Genomic DNA, 14,688 nt, shown 5'->3' with positions numbered 1-14,688 from the left:
CCCTGGTGTCCGGTTTGCCCGTAGCGTTCGTCGGAGGTGATCGTCGGTCAGCTCGGCGGAGGCGAGGCGGGCGCGTGGCGGGTGGTGACGGGCGGCGGACGGGGCGCGAGCGTTCCGGTCCGGCCGCGCGGGGCGCGGTGCCGGGCAGCCGTCCGGCGTACACCGTACGGCTGCCCTCGATCACCCGGTCCATCCCGCGTACGTCGGTGGCCGAGCGGACCGTGGGCTGGCTGCGGGTCGCCGCCGCCTACGCGTGGCGGCTGATCCTGGTCGGGATCGTCGTCTGGGGCATCTTCAGCGTGCTGGGCCGCTTCCAGCTCATCGCCGTCTCGCTGTTCCTGGCACTGGTCGTCACCTCGGTGCTACGGCCGCTCGCGGATCTGCTGGACCGGGTCATGCCCCGGCCGCTGAGCGTGGCCGTCGCCCTGATCGGCAGCATCCTGCTGGTCCTGGGGCTGCTCGCGCTGGTGGGCAACGCGGTGGCGGGCGAGTCGGCGCGGCTGAGCGGGGAGTTCCGGGGCGGGGTGCACCGGATCGAGGAGTGGCTGCGGCAGCCGCCGTTCCGGCTGAGCGCGGGGCGGCTGGCGGCGCTCCAGCAGGAGGTGACGGACTATCTCTCCCGGCACCGGGCCAGCCTGTTCAGCAGTGCGGTGTCCGGGCTCGGCCGGGTGGTGGAGGTGGTCACCGGCGGGGCGCTGGCGCTGTTCGCCTCGGTCTTCTTCATCCACTCCGGCGACAAGCTGTGGAGCTGGGTGAGCCTCCGGCTGCTGCCGCGCGGCGCGCGTCCGCGGTGGGACCGTGCCGGGCGCGCGGCCTGGCGGACCTTCGCCGGGTACACGCGGGGCATCATCATCATCGCCGCGACCAACGCGATCCTGGTCGGCATCGTGCTGTTCGTCCTGCGGGTGCCGCTGGCGCTGCCGCTGACCCTGCTGGAGTTCTTCGCCGCGTTCGTGCCGCTGGTGGGTTCGCCGGTGGCGCTCGGGGTTGCGACGGTCGTGGCGCTGGCGGGACGCGGTCCGCTGACGGCCGCCGCGGTGCTGGTGCTCATCGTGGTCATCGGCCAGCTGGAGGGGCATGTCCTGCATCCGCTGGTGATGAGCTGGGCGGTGCGGCTGCATCCACTGGTCGTCGCGGTGTCCGTCATCGCGGGGAGCATCGTGGCCGGGGTGATCGGCGCGGTGGTGGCTGTGCCGTTCGTGTCGGTGGTGTGGGCGGTACTCGGCGCGATGCGGGCGCCCCCGAAGCCCTAGCCCTCGGTACCGCCCAGCGCGACACTGGCCTCCACCGCGTGCACGTCGGCGAGGGCGCCGGTGTCGTCGGCGTCCGCGGCGAGGGCGAGGAGGAAGGCGGCGTGGTCACCGGCGACCACGGTCAGTTCCAGGCGGGCGGTGCCACCGTCGTGCGGGACGTCCAGGGCGACGGTGTGCGCGGGGTGGCCGCCGAGTTCGGTGCGGCGGGACTCGGCGAGGGTGGGCGGCGCGTCGGGGAAGAAGAACTCGGCGTTGGAGCGGGCGGCGCCCTCGGCCGTCCGGCGCAGTTCACCGCTCGGTACGGGCCGTCCGGCGGCGCCGGTCAGCACGGTGGCGTCCTCGGCCGGGGTGGCGTCGGAGGTGCGGGTGATCCGGGAGGAGAACGCGCCGATCAACTCCCGGTCCGCCGCCGGATCGTGCCGCCAGCCCTCGGGCACGGCGTAGGAGACGCCCGCGCGGGTGTCGTTCACCCGGGGTCTGCCGCCTTCGTCGCCCGGCCAGGCGAGCGCGGCACCCCCGCACGCGACGGTCACGCCGAGCGCGGCGAGCCCCGCCCACAGTCGCCCGTGCCCGCGCTCGCGCCGTGGTGCCCGGGTGTTCGGTGATGGCGTTGTCATGCCCTCAGCCTGCCCGACCGGGCGGAAGTACGCCTGAGTGCGGGTACTCAGGTGCCGCACCTGGCGGGTGGTCGTCGCACGACGGTGCGCGGGTCGGCCGGGGGGCCGGGTCCCGCGCACGGTGTGCTGCCGGTGCGTCAGCCGTTGGCGAGAGCGCGCAGCCTGGTGAGGGAGCCGTTGAACTTGTCGTGGTCTCCGACGGTCTTGCCGGTGGAGGTGTACTGCCACATGGTGTGCGTGGACCAGCCGGCCGGCAGGGTGCCGGGGGTGGAGGCGTAGCGGGCGATCCACAGCGGGTGGGAGGCGGCGAAGCCGGAGTAGTTGCCGGTGCAGTCCTTCCACCAGTTGGTGGCCGTGTAGATGACGGCGGAGCGGCCGGTACGCGCCTTGTAGCGCTTCAGGAAGTCCTTGATCCAGCTCACCATGCCGCTCTTGGACTTGCCGTAGCAGGACGCCCCGTAGGGGTTCCACTCGATGTCGAGGACGCCGGGCAGGGTCTTGCCGTCCTTGGACCAGCCGCCGCCGTGGTCGACGAAGTAGTCGGCCTGGGTCTTGCCGCTGGTGGTGTCGGGGGTGGCGAAATGGTACGAGCCCCGGGTCATGCCCGTCGTGTAGGGGCCGTTGTACTGCTGGGTGAAGTGGGGGTTCTTGTAGTACGTCCCCTCGGTCGCCTTGGTGTAGGCCCACCGAGTGCCCGCACCCCACAGGGTGGACCAGGCGACGTTGCCCTGGTGGCTGGAGACGTCCACGCCCTCGGTCTGGGTCACCCGGAGGGCGGCGGACCGGTCGTCGGTCAGGGACGCGCCCCCGTCGTGGGCGCGTACGCCCACGCCCATGTAGGCGCTGCCGCGCGGGGCGGTCGGCCCGCCGGAGTCGGGCACGGCGGCGGGGGGCGACAGGAACAGGAGAAGGCCGGTCAGGACGCCGGTGAGACACAGGCGTGAGGTGCGGCCGCTGGGGAGGAGTATGTCGCTTCGCACGTCCTCCATCTGACCCGCCATCGGGCCGTACCGCACGCCGGGTACCGCCGGGCGAAGGCGGGTGCGGCCGGTCCTTCGGCCATGTGGGTGGCCCGGCCGGGAGGACAGGTCCCGGCCGGGCCGACGGGGCTCGGGTCAGCCGTCGATGCGGTGCTGGGTCCAGAAGGAGGTGAGGTCGGTACTGGTGGCGGCCTGGGCGGCGGCCTTGAACTCGGCGGTGGTGGAGACGCCGTACCAGTGGGCGGTGGCGTAGTCCTTCAGCAGCTTGGCCATCGCGGTGTCGCCGAGGACGCGGCGCAGGTCGTGCAGGGCGCACTTGCCGTAGCCGTAGACGACGGTGGAGTAGCGGGAGGAGTGGGTGTCCCAGTAGGCCATCGAGTTGGTGATCTTCTCGGCGCTGGAGGCCCAGGAGACGCTGCTCCAGCAGCCGGAGCCGGTCTTGCCCTGGGCGAGGTCGGTGGCGTAGTCGGTGAAGGACTCGTCCAGCCAGGGGGTGTTGTACTCGTCGTCGCCGACGATGCCGTACCACCACTGGTGGGCGATCTCATGGGTGAGGGCGGTGGTGCTGACCAGGTCGAGGACGAAGCCGGGGTACTCCATGCCGCCGAACCAGAAGTTGTTGTCGATGACCGCGTCCAGCTCCCCGTAGGGGTACGCCCCGAAGCGGCCCGCGTGGGCGTCGACGGCGCTCTTGGCGGTGCTCAGCATCGACTGGGCGTTGGCGGAGCTGATGCCGGAGACGGAGTAGACGTTCACCGGGACCCCGCCGGGCGAGGTGCCGGAGATCTTGCTGAAGGGCCCGGCGGCCCAGGCGAAGTCACGCACCTTGGACGCGGTGGCGGTGGTCACCGTACGGCCGCTGCTGCCGGGGGTGTCGGTGGAGGTGCCGGTGGCGGGGACCAGCAGGGTGCTGGGGTGGTCCAGGGTGACCTTGAAGTCGGCGGCGAGGGAGTAGAAGGACTCGCCGTTGTTGGTGTACGGGTCGAGGTGCCAGCCCGCGCCGTCGCGTACCGCGAGGACGGGCAGCGCGTTGCCGATGAAGCTGAAGGCGCCGTCGTGGCCGAACCGGTCGGCGCCGTCGGGCACCGTGATGCCAAGGTCGAAGCCGATGGTGGCGCTCTGCCCCTGGGCGAGCGGGGCCGGAAGCGTGATCTTCAGGGCGGTGCAGGCCACGGAGAGGTCGCCCGCCGTGCCGCCGGTGACGTTGCTGACCTTGATGGGCGGCGCCGAGCACGTGCCGTGGTAGTTGTCCCACAGCCGGAGGTAGACCTCGCTGAGCGCGGTGGCCGAGGCGTTGGTGAAGGTGGCGCTCTGGTGGCCGTTCCAGACGGTGCCCGTGCTGTCGCTGCTGAGGCTGACGGTGTAGCCGGGCGCGGCCGGGGTGCGGACGCTGTCGGCCGGGGGCGGGGTGGTGCCGCCCGAGGTGTCGAGGGCGATGTCGTCCAGGACGAAGCTGGTCTGGAGGCTGGAGTCCTCGGTGCCGGTGAAGGCGAGGTTCACGGTCTGGCCCGCGTACGACGAGACGTCGACCGTCTTGCGGACGTAGCCGGAGGCCCGGTCGAGGTTGGAGTACGTGGCGAGGGTGGTGGAGCCCGCCTTCACCGTGAGCTTGTCGTAGGCCGTGGACGACGTGGTCTCGGCGGTGTCGACGTGGAGGTAGAAGCTGAGCGTGGCGGTCGCGCAGTCGCTCGGGACGGTGACGCTCTGGGTGAGGGTGTCGGTGCGGGTGCGGCCGCTGCCGTCGAGCCAGGCGAACGAGGTGCCGCCGTGGGCGCTCTGACCGGTGCGGCTGGTGACGAGCCCGGAGGGGGACTCGGTCCAGGGTGAAGTGCCGTTCTCGAAGCCGCCGTTGACGACCGTCTGGGCCGGGGTGCACGCGGCGGCGGCCGAGGTGTCGGGCTGGGCGGCGGTGGCGGGGAGGGCGAGGGCGATCAGGCCGGCTGTGGTGAACACGCCGGTGGCGAGCGCCCGGTGGGGGGTGGGTCTCACACGCTACTCCTTTGGCGGCGGCCGGGGTGCGGCCTGCTCGGTGGCCGCTTGCCGGACGGGGAGTGCGCCGGGGCGGCCGAGGGGCGGGGTTGCGCGAGCACTGCGCCACGCCCAGGCGGGCGTGGCTGCCGAAAGAGTGACAGATTTGACCAGGGCATGCCAGATGGTCGGCAGAGGTGCTGGTGCCACCGGGTCGGGCCGGGTCAGGCGGTGCGCAGCTCCATGAAGACCGCGCGCAGCCGGGTGCCGTCCGGGCCGGGCCAGCCGGTCGCCACATGCCCGGCCGCGCCCTCGGGGCAGGCGGGCGGCTCGGTTCCGGGGACCGGGCGCAGCACCCGGTGGACCCGGAGCACGGTGCCGTGGGGCGCGGGCAGGGCGGTGCCGTCCGCGTCGTCGGCGGGGGCCGGGGTGTGCGCGGCCGTGGGGAGGGGCTCGCCGGTGTAGGAGCGGACCACCTCGTGGTCGGGGGTGTCGGTGATGCTCTGGGCCATGGCCCGGGCGGTACCGCCGATCAGGGCGAGCAGTTCGGTGGTCAGCACCGGGTCGTGGCAGCCGTCGTAGACCCAGCGCTTGCCGAGCACGCCGTGTTCCGTGGTCCCGATCAGGGCGTCCTCGGCTCCGACGAGGGGCCCGGCGCGGTAGGTGAGCGGGACCAGATACGCCGTGGGCTCGGGGGTGGTGCCGTCTGTGGCCACCATGAACTCGATGCCGACCTCGCCCTCGGGGTCGTCGAGGCGGAAGCCGCCGGTCCGCTCCAGCTCGGGCGCGCCGGAACCGCGGTACCAGGGGCGGGTGGGGAGCCAGGGGGTGAGGAGTTCGAGCTTGGTCGGGGTGAGGGTGGTCCGGTGGATGACGGCCATCGAGCGGGGCCCTTCTGCGTACGGTGACGGGGCCTCCGGAGTCTTCCATACCTCACGTGGGGCAACTGTGACCTGCGGTGCGGCAGTTGAGCTGGTCCGGCTTCTGGTCCTGGAGGGCTACTCGGCGGTATACAAGGCCGGTCGAGGGCGCCGGGAGCGCCGGTCCTGATCCGAGTCCGAGGGGGACGATCTCATGGTGCGAGGCGGAGAGACGGGGAGACGGCGTCTGCGGGCCGGGCTGGGGGCGGTGCTGGGCGGGTGTGCCCTGGTCGCCGGTTCCGTGGTCCCGGCGGCTGCGCATCCCACCGGGCACGGGACGGAGTACGTGGCGCTCGGCGATTCGTACACCTCCGGGCCGCTGATACCGGACCAGGTGGACGCCAACTGCGCCCGCTCGGACCGGAACTACCCCTCGTTGGTGGCCGCCGGACGCCGGGTGGGCACGTTCAAGGACGTGAGCTGTTCCGGTGCGACGACCGCCGAGATGTGGCGGGCGCAGGGCACCAACGGCCCCCAGCTGGACGCGCTGAACCGGGGCACGGACCTGGTCACGGTGCAGATCGGCGGCAATGACGTCGGGTTCGGCTCGATCATCGCCACCTGCGCCCGGCTCGGCGCCGGTGACCCGACGGGCAACCCGTGCCAGCGCTCCTACCGGGCCGCCGGATACGACGAGTTGACGGCGGCCATCGCCCTGGCGGCACCCAAGGTCGACCGGGTGCTGCGGGCCGTCCACGCACGGGCGCCGCACGCCCGCGTCCTGCTGGTCGGCTACCCGGACCTGCTGCCCGACGACGGCTCCGGCTGCTTCCCCGACGTGCCGTTCGCGCGCGGCGACTTCCCGTATCTGCGCGACACGGGCAAGCGGGTCAACCTGATGCTGCGGCTGGTCGCGGCCTGGAACCGGGTGGAGTACGTCGACACCTACGGGCCCACGGTCGGCCACGACATGTGCAAGGCGCCCGCCGAGCGCTGGATCGAGCCGCTGCGGCCCGCCTCCCCCGCGGCGCCCGCCCACCCCAACGAGCGGGGCGAGGCGGCGATGTCCCGCGCGGTGCTGGCGAAGCTGGACCGGGGGCACGGCCGGGGCTGACCGGCCGCGCACCCCGTGTCCGGTGGGCTCAGTCGCCGAGCGCGCCGAGGACGACGCCCTGGGCCTCCTCCTGCACCCGCGCGAGGTGGTCCGGGCCGAGGAACGACTCGGCGTACACCTTGTACACGTCCTCGGTGCCCGAAGGGCGGGCCGCGAACCAGGCGTTGGCGGTGGTGACCTTGATGCCGCCGATGGGGGCGCCGTTGCCGGGCGCCTCGGTGAGGACGGCGGTGACCTCCTCACCGGCCAGGGTGTCGGCGGTGACCTGGGCCGGGGACAGCTTGGCGAGCAGCGTCTTCTGCTCGCGGGTCGCCGGGGCGTCGATCCGGGCGTAGGCGGGCTCGCCGAAGCGCTCGGTGAGCCCGGCGTAGTGCTCGGAGGGGGTGCGGCCGGTGACGGCGGTGATCTCGGAGGCGAGGAGGGCGAGGAGGATGCCGTCCTTGTCGGTGGTCCACACCGAGCCGTCGCGGCGCAGGAAGGAGGCGCCCGCCGACTCCTCGCCGCCGAAGCCGAGGTCCCCGCTGAGCAGGCCGTCCACGAACCACTTGAAGCCGACCGGCACCTCGACGAGACGGCGGCCCAGGTCACCGGCGACGCGGTCGATCATCGTGGAGGAGACCAGGGTCTTGCCGATGCCGGTGGCGTCGGGCCACTGGTCGCGGTTGCGGTACAGGTAGTCGATGGCGACGGCGAGGTAGTGGTTGGGGTTCATCAGCCCGGCGTCCGGGGTGACGATGCCGTGCCGGTCGGCGTCGGCGTCGTTGCCGGTGGACAGGTCGAACCGGTCGCGCTGCTCGATGAGCGAGGCCATCGCGTACGGCGAGGAGCAGTCCATGCGGATCTTGCCGTCCCAGTCCAGCGTCATGAAGCGCCAGGTGGGGTCGGCGTGCGGGTTGACCACGGTCAGGTCGATGCCGTGCTCGTCGGCGATCCGGCCCCAGTAGCCGACGGAGGCGCCGCCGAGCGGGTCGGCGCCGATGCGCAGCCCGGCGTCCCGGATCGCGTCCAGGTTCAGCACGCTGGGCAGGTCGCGGACATAGGTGCCGAGGAAGTCGTACCGACCGGTGGTGTCGGCGGCGAGCGCGCGGGCGTAGGGGATGCGGCGGACGTCCTTCAGGCCGCCCGCGATGATCTGGTTGGCGCGGTCCTGGACCCAGGAGGTGGCGTCCGAGGCGGCCGGGCCGCCGCTCGGGGGGTTGTACTTGAAGCCACCGTCGGCAGGCGGGTTGTGCGAGGGGGTCACGACGACGCCGTCCGCGAGGCCGCCTGTGCGGTCCCGGTTGTGGGCGAGGATGGCGTGCGAGACGGCCGGGGTGGGGGTGTAGCCGTCCTCGCTGTCGATGAGGACGGTGACGCCGTTGGCCGCGAACACCTCCAGCGCGGTGACCTTCGCGGGCTCCGACAGGGCGTGGGTGTCGGCGCCGAGGAACAGCGGGCCGTCGATGCCCTGGGCCGCGCGGTACTCGCAGATCGCCTGGCTGGTGGCGGCGATGTGGTCCTCGTTGAACGCGGCCGCCAGGGACGAGCCCCGGTGCCCCGAGGTGCCGAAGGCGACCCGCTGCGCGGGGTCGGCCAGGTCGGGGTGCAGCGCGTAGTAGGCCGTGACCAGGCGGGCCACATCGACAAGGTCCTCGGGACCGGCCGGACGGCCGGCTCGCTCGTGCGCCATGGGTCCGCTCCTCCGCATCAGTGATTTTCGAACGCTCGGGGCCATTTTGGCTTGTCAGGGGCCGTGCGGGCGAATGGACCCGCTCCGGGCGGTGCCTACTTGCGCCCCACCGCCGCGTACAGCGGGAGCCGCTCGCCCTGCTGACGGCCGGTGGTGTCGGGGCGCCAGTCGGTCACGAAGCGGATGCCCGGCTCCAGCAGGTCGAGTCCGGCGAAGAACTTGGCGAACTCGGCGCGGGAGCGGACCTGGACGCTGGTGCCGCCGCGCCGGTAGACGTCCACGACGGCATGCCAGGTGTCCGGGTCGACGTCGGCGGTGGCGTGGGAGAGGACGAGACAGCTGCCCGCCGGGAGCGGGTCGAGGAGTTCACGGACCACGTCGTACGCGTTGTCCTCGTCCGGGACGAAGTGGAGCAGGGCGACCATGGAGAGCGCCACGGGCTGGGTGAGGTCCAGCAGCTCGCGGGCGGCCTCGACGATCTTCCGGGGTTCGCGGGCGTCGGCCTGGATGTAGGCGGTGCCGCCCTCGGGGGCGCTGCTCAGGAGGGCCTGTGCGTGGCGCAGCACGATCGGGTCGTTGTCGACGTAGACGACCCCGCACTCGGGGGCGACGGCCTGGACCACCTGGTGCAGATTCGGCCGGGTCGGTATGCCGGTGCCGATGTCGAGGAACTGCCGGATGCCCAGCTCGGCCAGGGTGCGGGAGGCACGGTGCATGAACTCGCGGTTGGCGCGGGCGAGTTCCGGCACCTGGGGGAAGAGCTTCTGGACCTCTTCGGCGGCGGCCCAGTCCACCGGGTAGTTGTCCTTGCCCCCGAGGAACCAGTCGTACATCCGGGCCGGGTGGGGCTTGCTGGTGTCGATGGCCGTCGGCTGTCGTTCGGTGTCGGACACGGGGGCGTTCTCCTCTGCTCCGGTGGGGGGCCTGCTTCCGGATCTCTCTGCCCAACAGGGTTGGTGTGCAAGCATGTTGGGCCGTGACGGGAGTGGCCCCTGGGCCACGTCGTCCTCAAGGAGGTGCTCTCCGGTGGCGGTCGCGCCGAGGTCGGCTACTGGACGGCCGCGCGGGCGCGGGGCCGGGGCGTCGCCCCGCGCGCGCTGACGGCGTTGACCGGGTGGGCGTTCGACGGCGGCGCGGGCCGGGCGCTGACCCGGCTGGAGCTGCTGCACCAGAGGGACAACACGGCGTCCTGCCGGGTGGCGCTCAAGTGCGGCTACGCGCCGGCCGGGGTGCTGCCCGCCGCGCCGCCCGAGTATCCCCTCGACGGGTGCCTGCACGCACGGCGGCGGGACGGTCAGGGCAGGATCGCGTCCACGTAGCCGCCGTCCACGCGGAGGGCTCCGCCGGTGGTGGCCGATGCCTGGGGGGAGCTGAGGTAGACGACCATGTTGGCGATCTCCTCCGGCTCGATCAGCCGCTGGATCAGGGACTGCGGGCGGTACTCGCGCATGAAGACCCGCTGGGCCTCGTCCCAGGGCAGCTTCTTGTCGACGAGTTCGTAGACGAAGTCCTCGACACCCGCGGTGTGGGTGGGGCCCGCGATGACGGAGTTGACGGTGACGCCGGTGCCCGCGGCCTTCTTGGCGAAGCCCCGGCTCACCGCGAGCAGGGCGGTCTTCGACATGCCGTACTGGATCATCTCGGCCGGGATGACGATCGCCGAGTCGCTGGCGATGTACAGCACACGGCCCCAGCCGCGGTCGGTCATGCCGGGCAGGTAGAGCCGGGTGAGGCGGACGGCGGCGAGGACGTTGATCTCGAAGTAGCGGCGCCACTCGTCGTCGGTGAGTTCCAGCGGGTCGGCGGTGCCGAAGATGCCGAGGTTGTTGACGAGGATGTCCACCTGGGGCAGCTCGCGCAGCAGCTGCTGCGCGCCCTCCTCGGTGGACACGTCGGCGGCGGCAGCGACGAACTCGGCGTCCGGGGCCTGCTCGGCGAACTCGGCGATGGCCGCGGAGACGCGCTCCTTGTCGCGGCCGTTGACGGCGACGCGGGCACCGGCGCGGGCGAGGCCCAGCGCGATGGCGGCGCCGATGCCCTGCGTGGAGCCGGTGACCAGGGCGGTACGGCCGGTCAGGTCGAGGTGCATGGGGCGAGGGTTTCCTTCCGGTACGGGTGCGGCGGCTGCGCCCAGTCTGCGGGGGCGGGGCGCGGGGGACGGAGAAGCACCGTCCACCCGCGTGTTCCCCCCTCCCCCGCGGCTCCCCGCTGTCCGGAAGGAAAGCCCTGCCTGCGGACCGTCAGTTCAGCTTGTACTTCTGCGCGGCCGCGCCGTTGCAGTCCCAGATCTGGAGTCGGGTGCCGTTGGTGGTGGTGCCGTTCGGGGCGTCGAGGCAGCGGCCGGACTGGGGGTTGCGCAGCGAGCCGTCGGCCTGCTGCTCCCATTTCTGGCCCCCGGCGCCGTTGCAGTCCCACAGCTCGACCTGGGTGCCGTTGGCGGTGCCGTTGCCGTTGATGTCGAGGCAGCGGCCGAGGGTGGAGAGGGAGGTGTCGGCGCGGTGGAACCAGTGCTGGTCGACGGACCAGGTCTGGCAGTCCCACAGCTGGACGGCGGTGCCGTTGACGCCGGAGTCGTCGGCGGCGACGTCCACGCACTTGCCGCCGGGCGCGGCGACCGGTGCTCCGCCGTTGACGGCGAACTTCTGGGCGGCCGAGCCGTTGCAGTCCCAGATCCGCAGCCGGGTGCCGTTGGTGGAGGTGCCGTTGGGCGCGTCGAGGCAGCGGCCGGACTGGGGGTTGCGCAGCGAGCCGTCGGCCTGCTGGACCCACTTCTGCCCGCCGACCCCGTTGCAGTCCCACAGCTCGACCTCGGTGCCGTTGGCGGTGCCGTTGCCGTTGATGTCGAGGCAGCGGGAGATGGTGCCGAGGGAGGTGTCCGGGTTGTGGGTCCAGTGCTGGTCCTCGGCGTAGCTCTGGCAGTCCCACAGCTGGACGCCGGTGCCGTTGACCCCGGTGTCGTCGGCGGCGACGTCCACGCACTTGCCGCCCGGGCCGGTGATGGTGCCCTGGGGGCCGTTGGGCACGTTGGTCTGGCCGGAGTATCCGGCCGCGACGACGTTGGCCTGGACCGCGTTCTCGGTGGCGTCGGAGGGATAGCCGGAGACCATGGCGCCCTCGAAGAAGGTGCCCATGTTCCAGTTGCTGTTGTCCCCGCCGGTGCCGAGGATGATGCCGCCCTCCTGCTGCATGGGCCGGTAGCCGCCGCGCGAGGGCAGCGCGCCGTCCCACCAGGTGCTCAGGGAGCCGGTCTGGGCGTTGCCGCCCTTGAGGGCGTACCGGGTCTGGCCGTCGTTCTTCAGCACGGCGGTGACGTAGGTGCTGCTGTTGCCCCGGTTGGCGAGGTTGGAGCCGTTGTCGCCCTGGAACATGCCGTTCTCCAGGTCGGCCTCGACCCAGGGGCCGTTGCCGGTGCAGGGGGCGAAGTAGCAGGTGGTGGCGATGGAGACGGCGTCCATGTGGCCGTTGCCGGTGTCGGCGGGGGTGCGTTCGGCGTTGCCGTAGTCGAAGCAGCAGGCGGAGCCGACGTGGGTGCCGCTGGCCACCATGTAGACGCCCTCGGGCTGGCCGTTGACCGCGGTGCCGGAGGCGGCGCCGGTGGAGCGGTAGCCGACGCCGGGCGAGATCCAGATGCCGTAGACCTTGTGGCCGCCCGCGGTGACGGCGAGTTCGCTCGCGTCGGCGGCGCGGTCGGCGCCCATGCCCGCGGTGCCCGCCGGGCCGGGGTTGAGGTCGTTGTGGCGGCTGGTCTGGTCGTAGATCTTGGTCATGCGACAGGTGGTGCCGCCACAGAAGGTGTCCTGGCGGCCCGCGTCCGCGTAGCCGCCGACCGCCAGGAGGCCGATGTCGGTGGCGGCGCCGTCCGAGGCGCGAGTGACCCGGTACAGCGGGCCGTTGTAGCCGGAGAACAGCGCCCGGATCGTGCTGTGCGCGGCGACGCAGGGGGTGCCTGCGGCGGCGTAGATGTCACAGGGCGCCGACCCGGCGGCCTGGGCGGGCGCGCTCAGCCCGGCGAGCGCGCCGAGCAGCAGGGCGAGCACGGACAGGACGGCCCCGAGGCGCCCCCGTAGACCTGGTAACACGGCGGATCTGAATGCGCGCATCGTCTGCTCCTTCGGCCGGCCGTGCGGTGGGGAGGCGGAGTCGGTGACTCCTCACGGCCGCTCGGGAACGTACGAAGCGCGATCGAACACGTCAAGATTTGTTGCTTCAGACTTGTCCAGGGTTTTGCCTGTGTGGTGATTTGTTGCTTTGGGCGGGACGGGCGGTCAACTTCCGCCCAGCAGCCCCCGCATCGTCGCCAGGTCGGTGTCCTCCTGGGTCTGGTGGGTGCGGGGGCCGCAGGCGCGGAGGAGGCGGGTGAAGTCGGCGGCGGCCGCGTTGATACGGGCGCCTAGGGCCGCGCCGTTCTGGGTGCCGAAGTCGCTGGTGGCGGCGTAGACGGGGCGTGGGGAGACGATGGCGTGGAGGTAGGAGAACATCGGGCGCAGCGCGTGTTCGAGGACCAGGGAGTGCCGTTCGGTGCCGCCGCTGGCGGCGATGAGGACGGGCATGTCGGAGAGGGTCTCCTCTGGGAGCACGTCGAAGAACGACTTGAACAGGCCGCTGAAGGACGCGTTGAAGGCGGGGGTGACGGCGATGACGCCGTCCGCCCCGGCGACCGTCTCGAACGCCGTGTCCAGCGCCTCGCCGGTGAAGCCGGTGAGCATCGCGTCCATGATGGGGTGGGCCAGCGGGCGGAGTTCGACGAAGGACAGCTCCACCGGCTCGCCCTGCGCCTCGAGTTCGCGGGTGACGGCCGCCGCCAGCCGGTCCGCGAGGAGCCGGGTGGAGGAGGGCTCGCGCAGCCCGCCGGTGATGATCGTGATCTTCATCGTGCCTCCGGGGCGCCGTCGCCGGCCGGCTCTCGGTTCTCGCGTGCGCGCAGCAGCGAGGCATGGGTGGGGGCCGCCGGGGTGCCCTCGGGCCGGTCCTTGGCGAACTCCCGGCGCAGTACGGGGACGACCTCGCCGCCGAGCAGGTCGAGCTGTTCCAGGACGGTCTTCAGCGGCAGCCCGGCGTGGTCGATGAGGAACAGCTGCCGCTGGTAGTCCCCCACGTACGCGCGGAAGCTCAGGGTCTTCTCGATCACCTCGGCCGGTGAGCCCACGGTGAGCGGGGTCTGCCGGGTGAACTCCTCCAGCGAGGGCCCGTGTCCGTACACCGGGGCGTTGTCGAAGTAGGGCCGGAACTCGTCCACCGCGTCCTGGCTGTTGGCCCGCATGAACACCTGCCCGCCGAGCCCCACAATGGCCTGCTCCGGGGTGCCGTGGCCGTAGTGGGCGAACCGGCGCCGGTAGAGCTCGACGAGCTGCTTGGTGTGGGAGGCGGGCCAGAAGATGTGGTTGGCGAAGAAGCCGTCCCCGAAGTAGGCGGCCAGTTCGGCGATCTCGGGGGTGCGGATGGAGGCGTGCCAGACGAAGGGCGGTACGTCGTCCAGCGGGCGCGGCGCGAGGGTGAAGCCCTGGAGCGCGCTGCGGAACTTGCCCTCCCAGTCGACGGTCTCCTCGCGCCACAGGCGGCGCAGCAGGTCGTAGTTCTCCACGGTGAGCGGGATGGCCTGGCGGATGTCCTGGCCGAACCACGGATAAACGGGGCCGGTGTTGCCCCGGCCGAGCATGACGTCGGTGCGGCCGCCGGACAGGTGCTGGAGCACGCTGAAGTCCTCGGCGATCTTCACCGGGTCGTTGGTGGTGATCAGCGTGGTGGAGGTGGAGAGGATGATCCGCACGGTCTGGGCGGCGATGTAGGCGAGCAGGGTGGTCGGCGAGGACGGCACGAAGGGCGGGTTGTGGTGCTCGCCGGTGGCGAAGACGTCGAGCCCGACCTCCTCGGCCTTGCGCGCGATGGCGACGGTCGCCTGGATGCGCTCCGCCTCCGTGGGGGTACGGCCCGTGGTGGGGTCGGGGGTGACGTCCCCGACGGTGAAGATGCCGAACTGCATCCCGGCCGCGCCGGTCGTTTCGGACGACGCCATGCTGGGCTCCTTCAGACGCTGCTGCGGAACTGGCGTGCTGAGGTGGGGTTGCCGCTGTTCCGTCATCGTGTCACGCCGGGTGCGATCCGGCGCGGGCGGAGGCGGGGCTCCGGGGCGCGTGGGAGAATCGGGGGGTGTGCGGTCGTTCGACTGTCATGCCGGAAATCAGGCGATGTGGGACAGCCGGAGTGCGGCCGCCGAGGACTTGTGGATC

12 protein-coding genes and 1 pseudogene are annotated in these 14,688 nt (G+C 72.2%); 3 read left to right on the top strand and 10 right to left on the bottom strand.

What is annotated here, in order from left to right; translation table 11 throughout:
- The first annotated feature begins 74 nt into the window (after window positions 1-74).
- Window positions 75-1,253, top strand: a complete 1,179-nt coding sequence (locus tag ACIPPM_RS29510; protein ID WP_401453271.1) for an AI-2E family transporter — start codon at window positions 75-77, stop codon at window positions 1,251-1,253.
- Here the strand turns inward: ACIPPM_RS29510 and ACIPPM_RS29505 are convergent.
- The 4 genes from ACIPPM_RS29505 to ACIPPM_RS29490 all read right to left on the bottom strand — a co-directional run bounded on the left by ACIPPM_RS29505 (window position 1,250) and on the right by ACIPPM_RS29490 (window position 5,699).
- The gene (locus ACIPPM_RS29505; RefSeq protein WP_401453269.1) at window positions 1,250-1,870 is read right to left on the bottom strand and encodes a hypothetical protein; all 621 of its coding nucleotides are present in this window, start codon (window positions 1,868-1,870) and stop codon (window positions 1,250-1,252) included. The two genes, ACIPPM_RS29510 and ACIPPM_RS29505, sit on opposite strands and share 4 nt — an antisense overlap.
- 137 nt (window positions 1,871-2,007) lie before the next feature.
- Entirely contained in the window at window positions 2,008-2,859 is an 852-nt protein-coding gene (locus tag ACIPPM_RS29500) for a lysozyme (RefSeq protein ID WP_401453267.1), read from the bottom strand.
- Between the two features lie 126 nt (window positions 2,860-2,985).
- Entirely contained in the window at window positions 2,986-4,839 is a 1,854-nt protein-coding gene (locus ACIPPM_RS29495) for a M1 family aminopeptidase (RefSeq protein ID WP_401453265.1), read from the bottom strand.
- Window positions 4,840-5,042: 203 nt separating this feature from the next.
- Window positions 5,043-5,699, bottom strand: coding sequence for a 1,4-alpha-glucan branching protein (locus ACIPPM_RS29490; protein ID WP_401453263.1), 657 nt, complete (start codon window positions 5,697-5,699; stop codon window positions 5,043-5,045).
- A gap of 193 nt (window positions 5,700-5,892) precedes the next feature.
- Between ACIPPM_RS29490 and ACIPPM_RS29485 the strand changes: the two genes are divergently transcribed.
- On the top strand, window positions 5,893-6,792 hold the full coding sequence (locus tag ACIPPM_RS29485) for an SGNH/GDSL hydrolase family protein (RefSeq protein ID WP_401453261.1): 900 nt from the start codon (window positions 5,893-5,895) through the stop codon (window positions 6,790-6,792).
- Window positions 6,793-6,820: 28 nt separating this feature from the next.
- On the opposite strand, the gene pgm is transcribed toward ACIPPM_RS29485, so the two are convergent.
- Entirely contained in the window at window positions 6,821-8,461 is a 1,641-nt protein-coding gene (gene pgm / locus ACIPPM_RS29480) for a phosphoglucomutase (alpha-D-glucose-1,6-bisphosphate-dependent) (protein WP_401453259.1), read from the bottom strand.
- 95 nt (window positions 8,462-8,556) lie between these two features.
- Window positions 8,557-9,354 carry an SAM-dependent methyltransferase gene (locus tag ACIPPM_RS29475; protein WP_401453257.1) on the bottom strand — a complete coding sequence of 266 codons (798 nt, stop codon included), beginning with the start codon at window positions 9,352-9,354 and terminating at the stop codon, window positions 8,557-8,559.
- Between the two features lie 99 nt (window positions 9,355-9,453).
- On the opposite strand from ACIPPM_RS29475, the pseudogene ACIPPM_RS29470 reads away from it, so the two are divergent.
- A pseudogene (locus tag ACIPPM_RS29470) lies at window positions 9,454-9,780 on the top strand (GNAT family N-acetyltransferase); the annotation flags it as partial.
- On the opposite strand, the gene ACIPPM_RS29465 reads toward ACIPPM_RS29470, so the two are convergent.
- From ACIPPM_RS29465 to ACIPPM_RS29450, 4 genes are all read right to left on the bottom strand, one after another.
- Window positions 9,756-10,550 carry an SDR family NAD(P)-dependent oxidoreductase gene (locus ACIPPM_RS29465; protein WP_393597679.1) on the bottom strand — a complete coding sequence of 265 codons (795 nt, stop codon included), beginning with the start codon at window positions 10,548-10,550 and terminating at the stop codon, window positions 9,756-9,758. The pseudogene ACIPPM_RS29470 and the gene ACIPPM_RS29465 overlap by 25 nt on opposite strands.
- Window positions 10,551-10,701: 151 nt before the next feature.
- Entirely contained in the window at window positions 10,702-12,561 is a 1,860-nt protein-coding gene (locus tag ACIPPM_RS29460) for an arabinofuranosidase catalytic domain-containing protein (protein ID WP_401453255.1), read from the bottom strand.
- 165 nt (window positions 12,562-12,726) lie between these two features.
- Window positions 12,727-13,332 carry a CE1759 family FMN reductase gene (locus ACIPPM_RS29455; RefSeq protein WP_401453253.1) on the bottom strand — a complete coding sequence of 202 codons (606 nt, stop codon included), beginning with the start codon at window positions 13,330-13,332 and terminating at the stop codon, window positions 12,727-12,729.
- Complete coding sequence (locus ACIPPM_RS29450) at window positions 13,329-14,441, bottom strand: LLM class flavin-dependent oxidoreductase (protein WP_401453463.1); 1,113 nt, start codon at window positions 14,439-14,441, stop codon at window positions 13,329-13,331. Before ACIPPM_RS29450 ends, ACIPPM_RS29455 begins: the two co-directional genes overlap by 4 nt.
- Window positions 14,442-14,688: the final 247 nt, after the last annotated feature.

This window comes from Streptomyces sp. NPDC090119 (assembly GCF_044747085.1).
Classification (GTDB): Bacteria; Actinomycetota; Actinomycetes; order Streptomycetales; family Streptomycetaceae; genus Streptomyces.
Note: the sequence above shows the minus strand (reverse complement) of the source record. Positions and strands in the feature narration are given on the sequence as shown.

Coding starts and splice junctions, on each gene's coding strand:
- ACIPPM_RS29505 (WP_401453269.1), bottom strand. CDS start 1,870: ATGACAACGCCATCACCGAACACCCGGGCACCACGGCGCGAGCGCGGG.
- ACIPPM_RS29500 (WP_401453267.1), bottom strand. CDS start 2,859: ATGGAGGACGTGCGAAGCGACATACTCCTCCCCAGCGGCCGCACCTCA.
- ACIPPM_RS29490 (WP_401453263.1), bottom strand. CDS start 5,699: ATGGCCGTCATCCACCGGACCACCCTCACCCCGACCAAGCTCGAACTC.
- ACIPPM_RS29485 (WP_401453261.1), top strand. CDS start 5,893: ATGGTGCGAGGCGGAGAGACGGGGAGACGGCGTCTGCGGGCCGGGCTG.
- pgm (WP_401453259.1), bottom strand. CDS start 8,461: ATGGCGCACGAGCGAGCCGGCCGTCCGGCCGGTCCCGAGGACCTTGTC.
- ACIPPM_RS29465 (WP_393597679.1), bottom strand. CDS start 10,550: ATGCACCTCGACCTGACCGGCCGTACCGCCCTGGTCACCGGCTCCACG.
- ACIPPM_RS29460 (WP_401453255.1), bottom strand. CDS start 12,561: ATGCGCGCATTCAGATCCGCCGTGTTACCAGGTCTACGGGGGCGCCTC.
- ACIPPM_RS29455 (WP_401453253.1), bottom strand. CDS start 13,332: ATGAAGATCACGATCATCACCGGCGGGCTGCGCGAGCCCTCCTCCACC.
- ACIPPM_RS29450 (WP_401453463.1), bottom strand. CDS start 14,441: ATGCAGTTCGGCATCTTCACCGTCGGGGACGTCACCCCCGACCCCACC.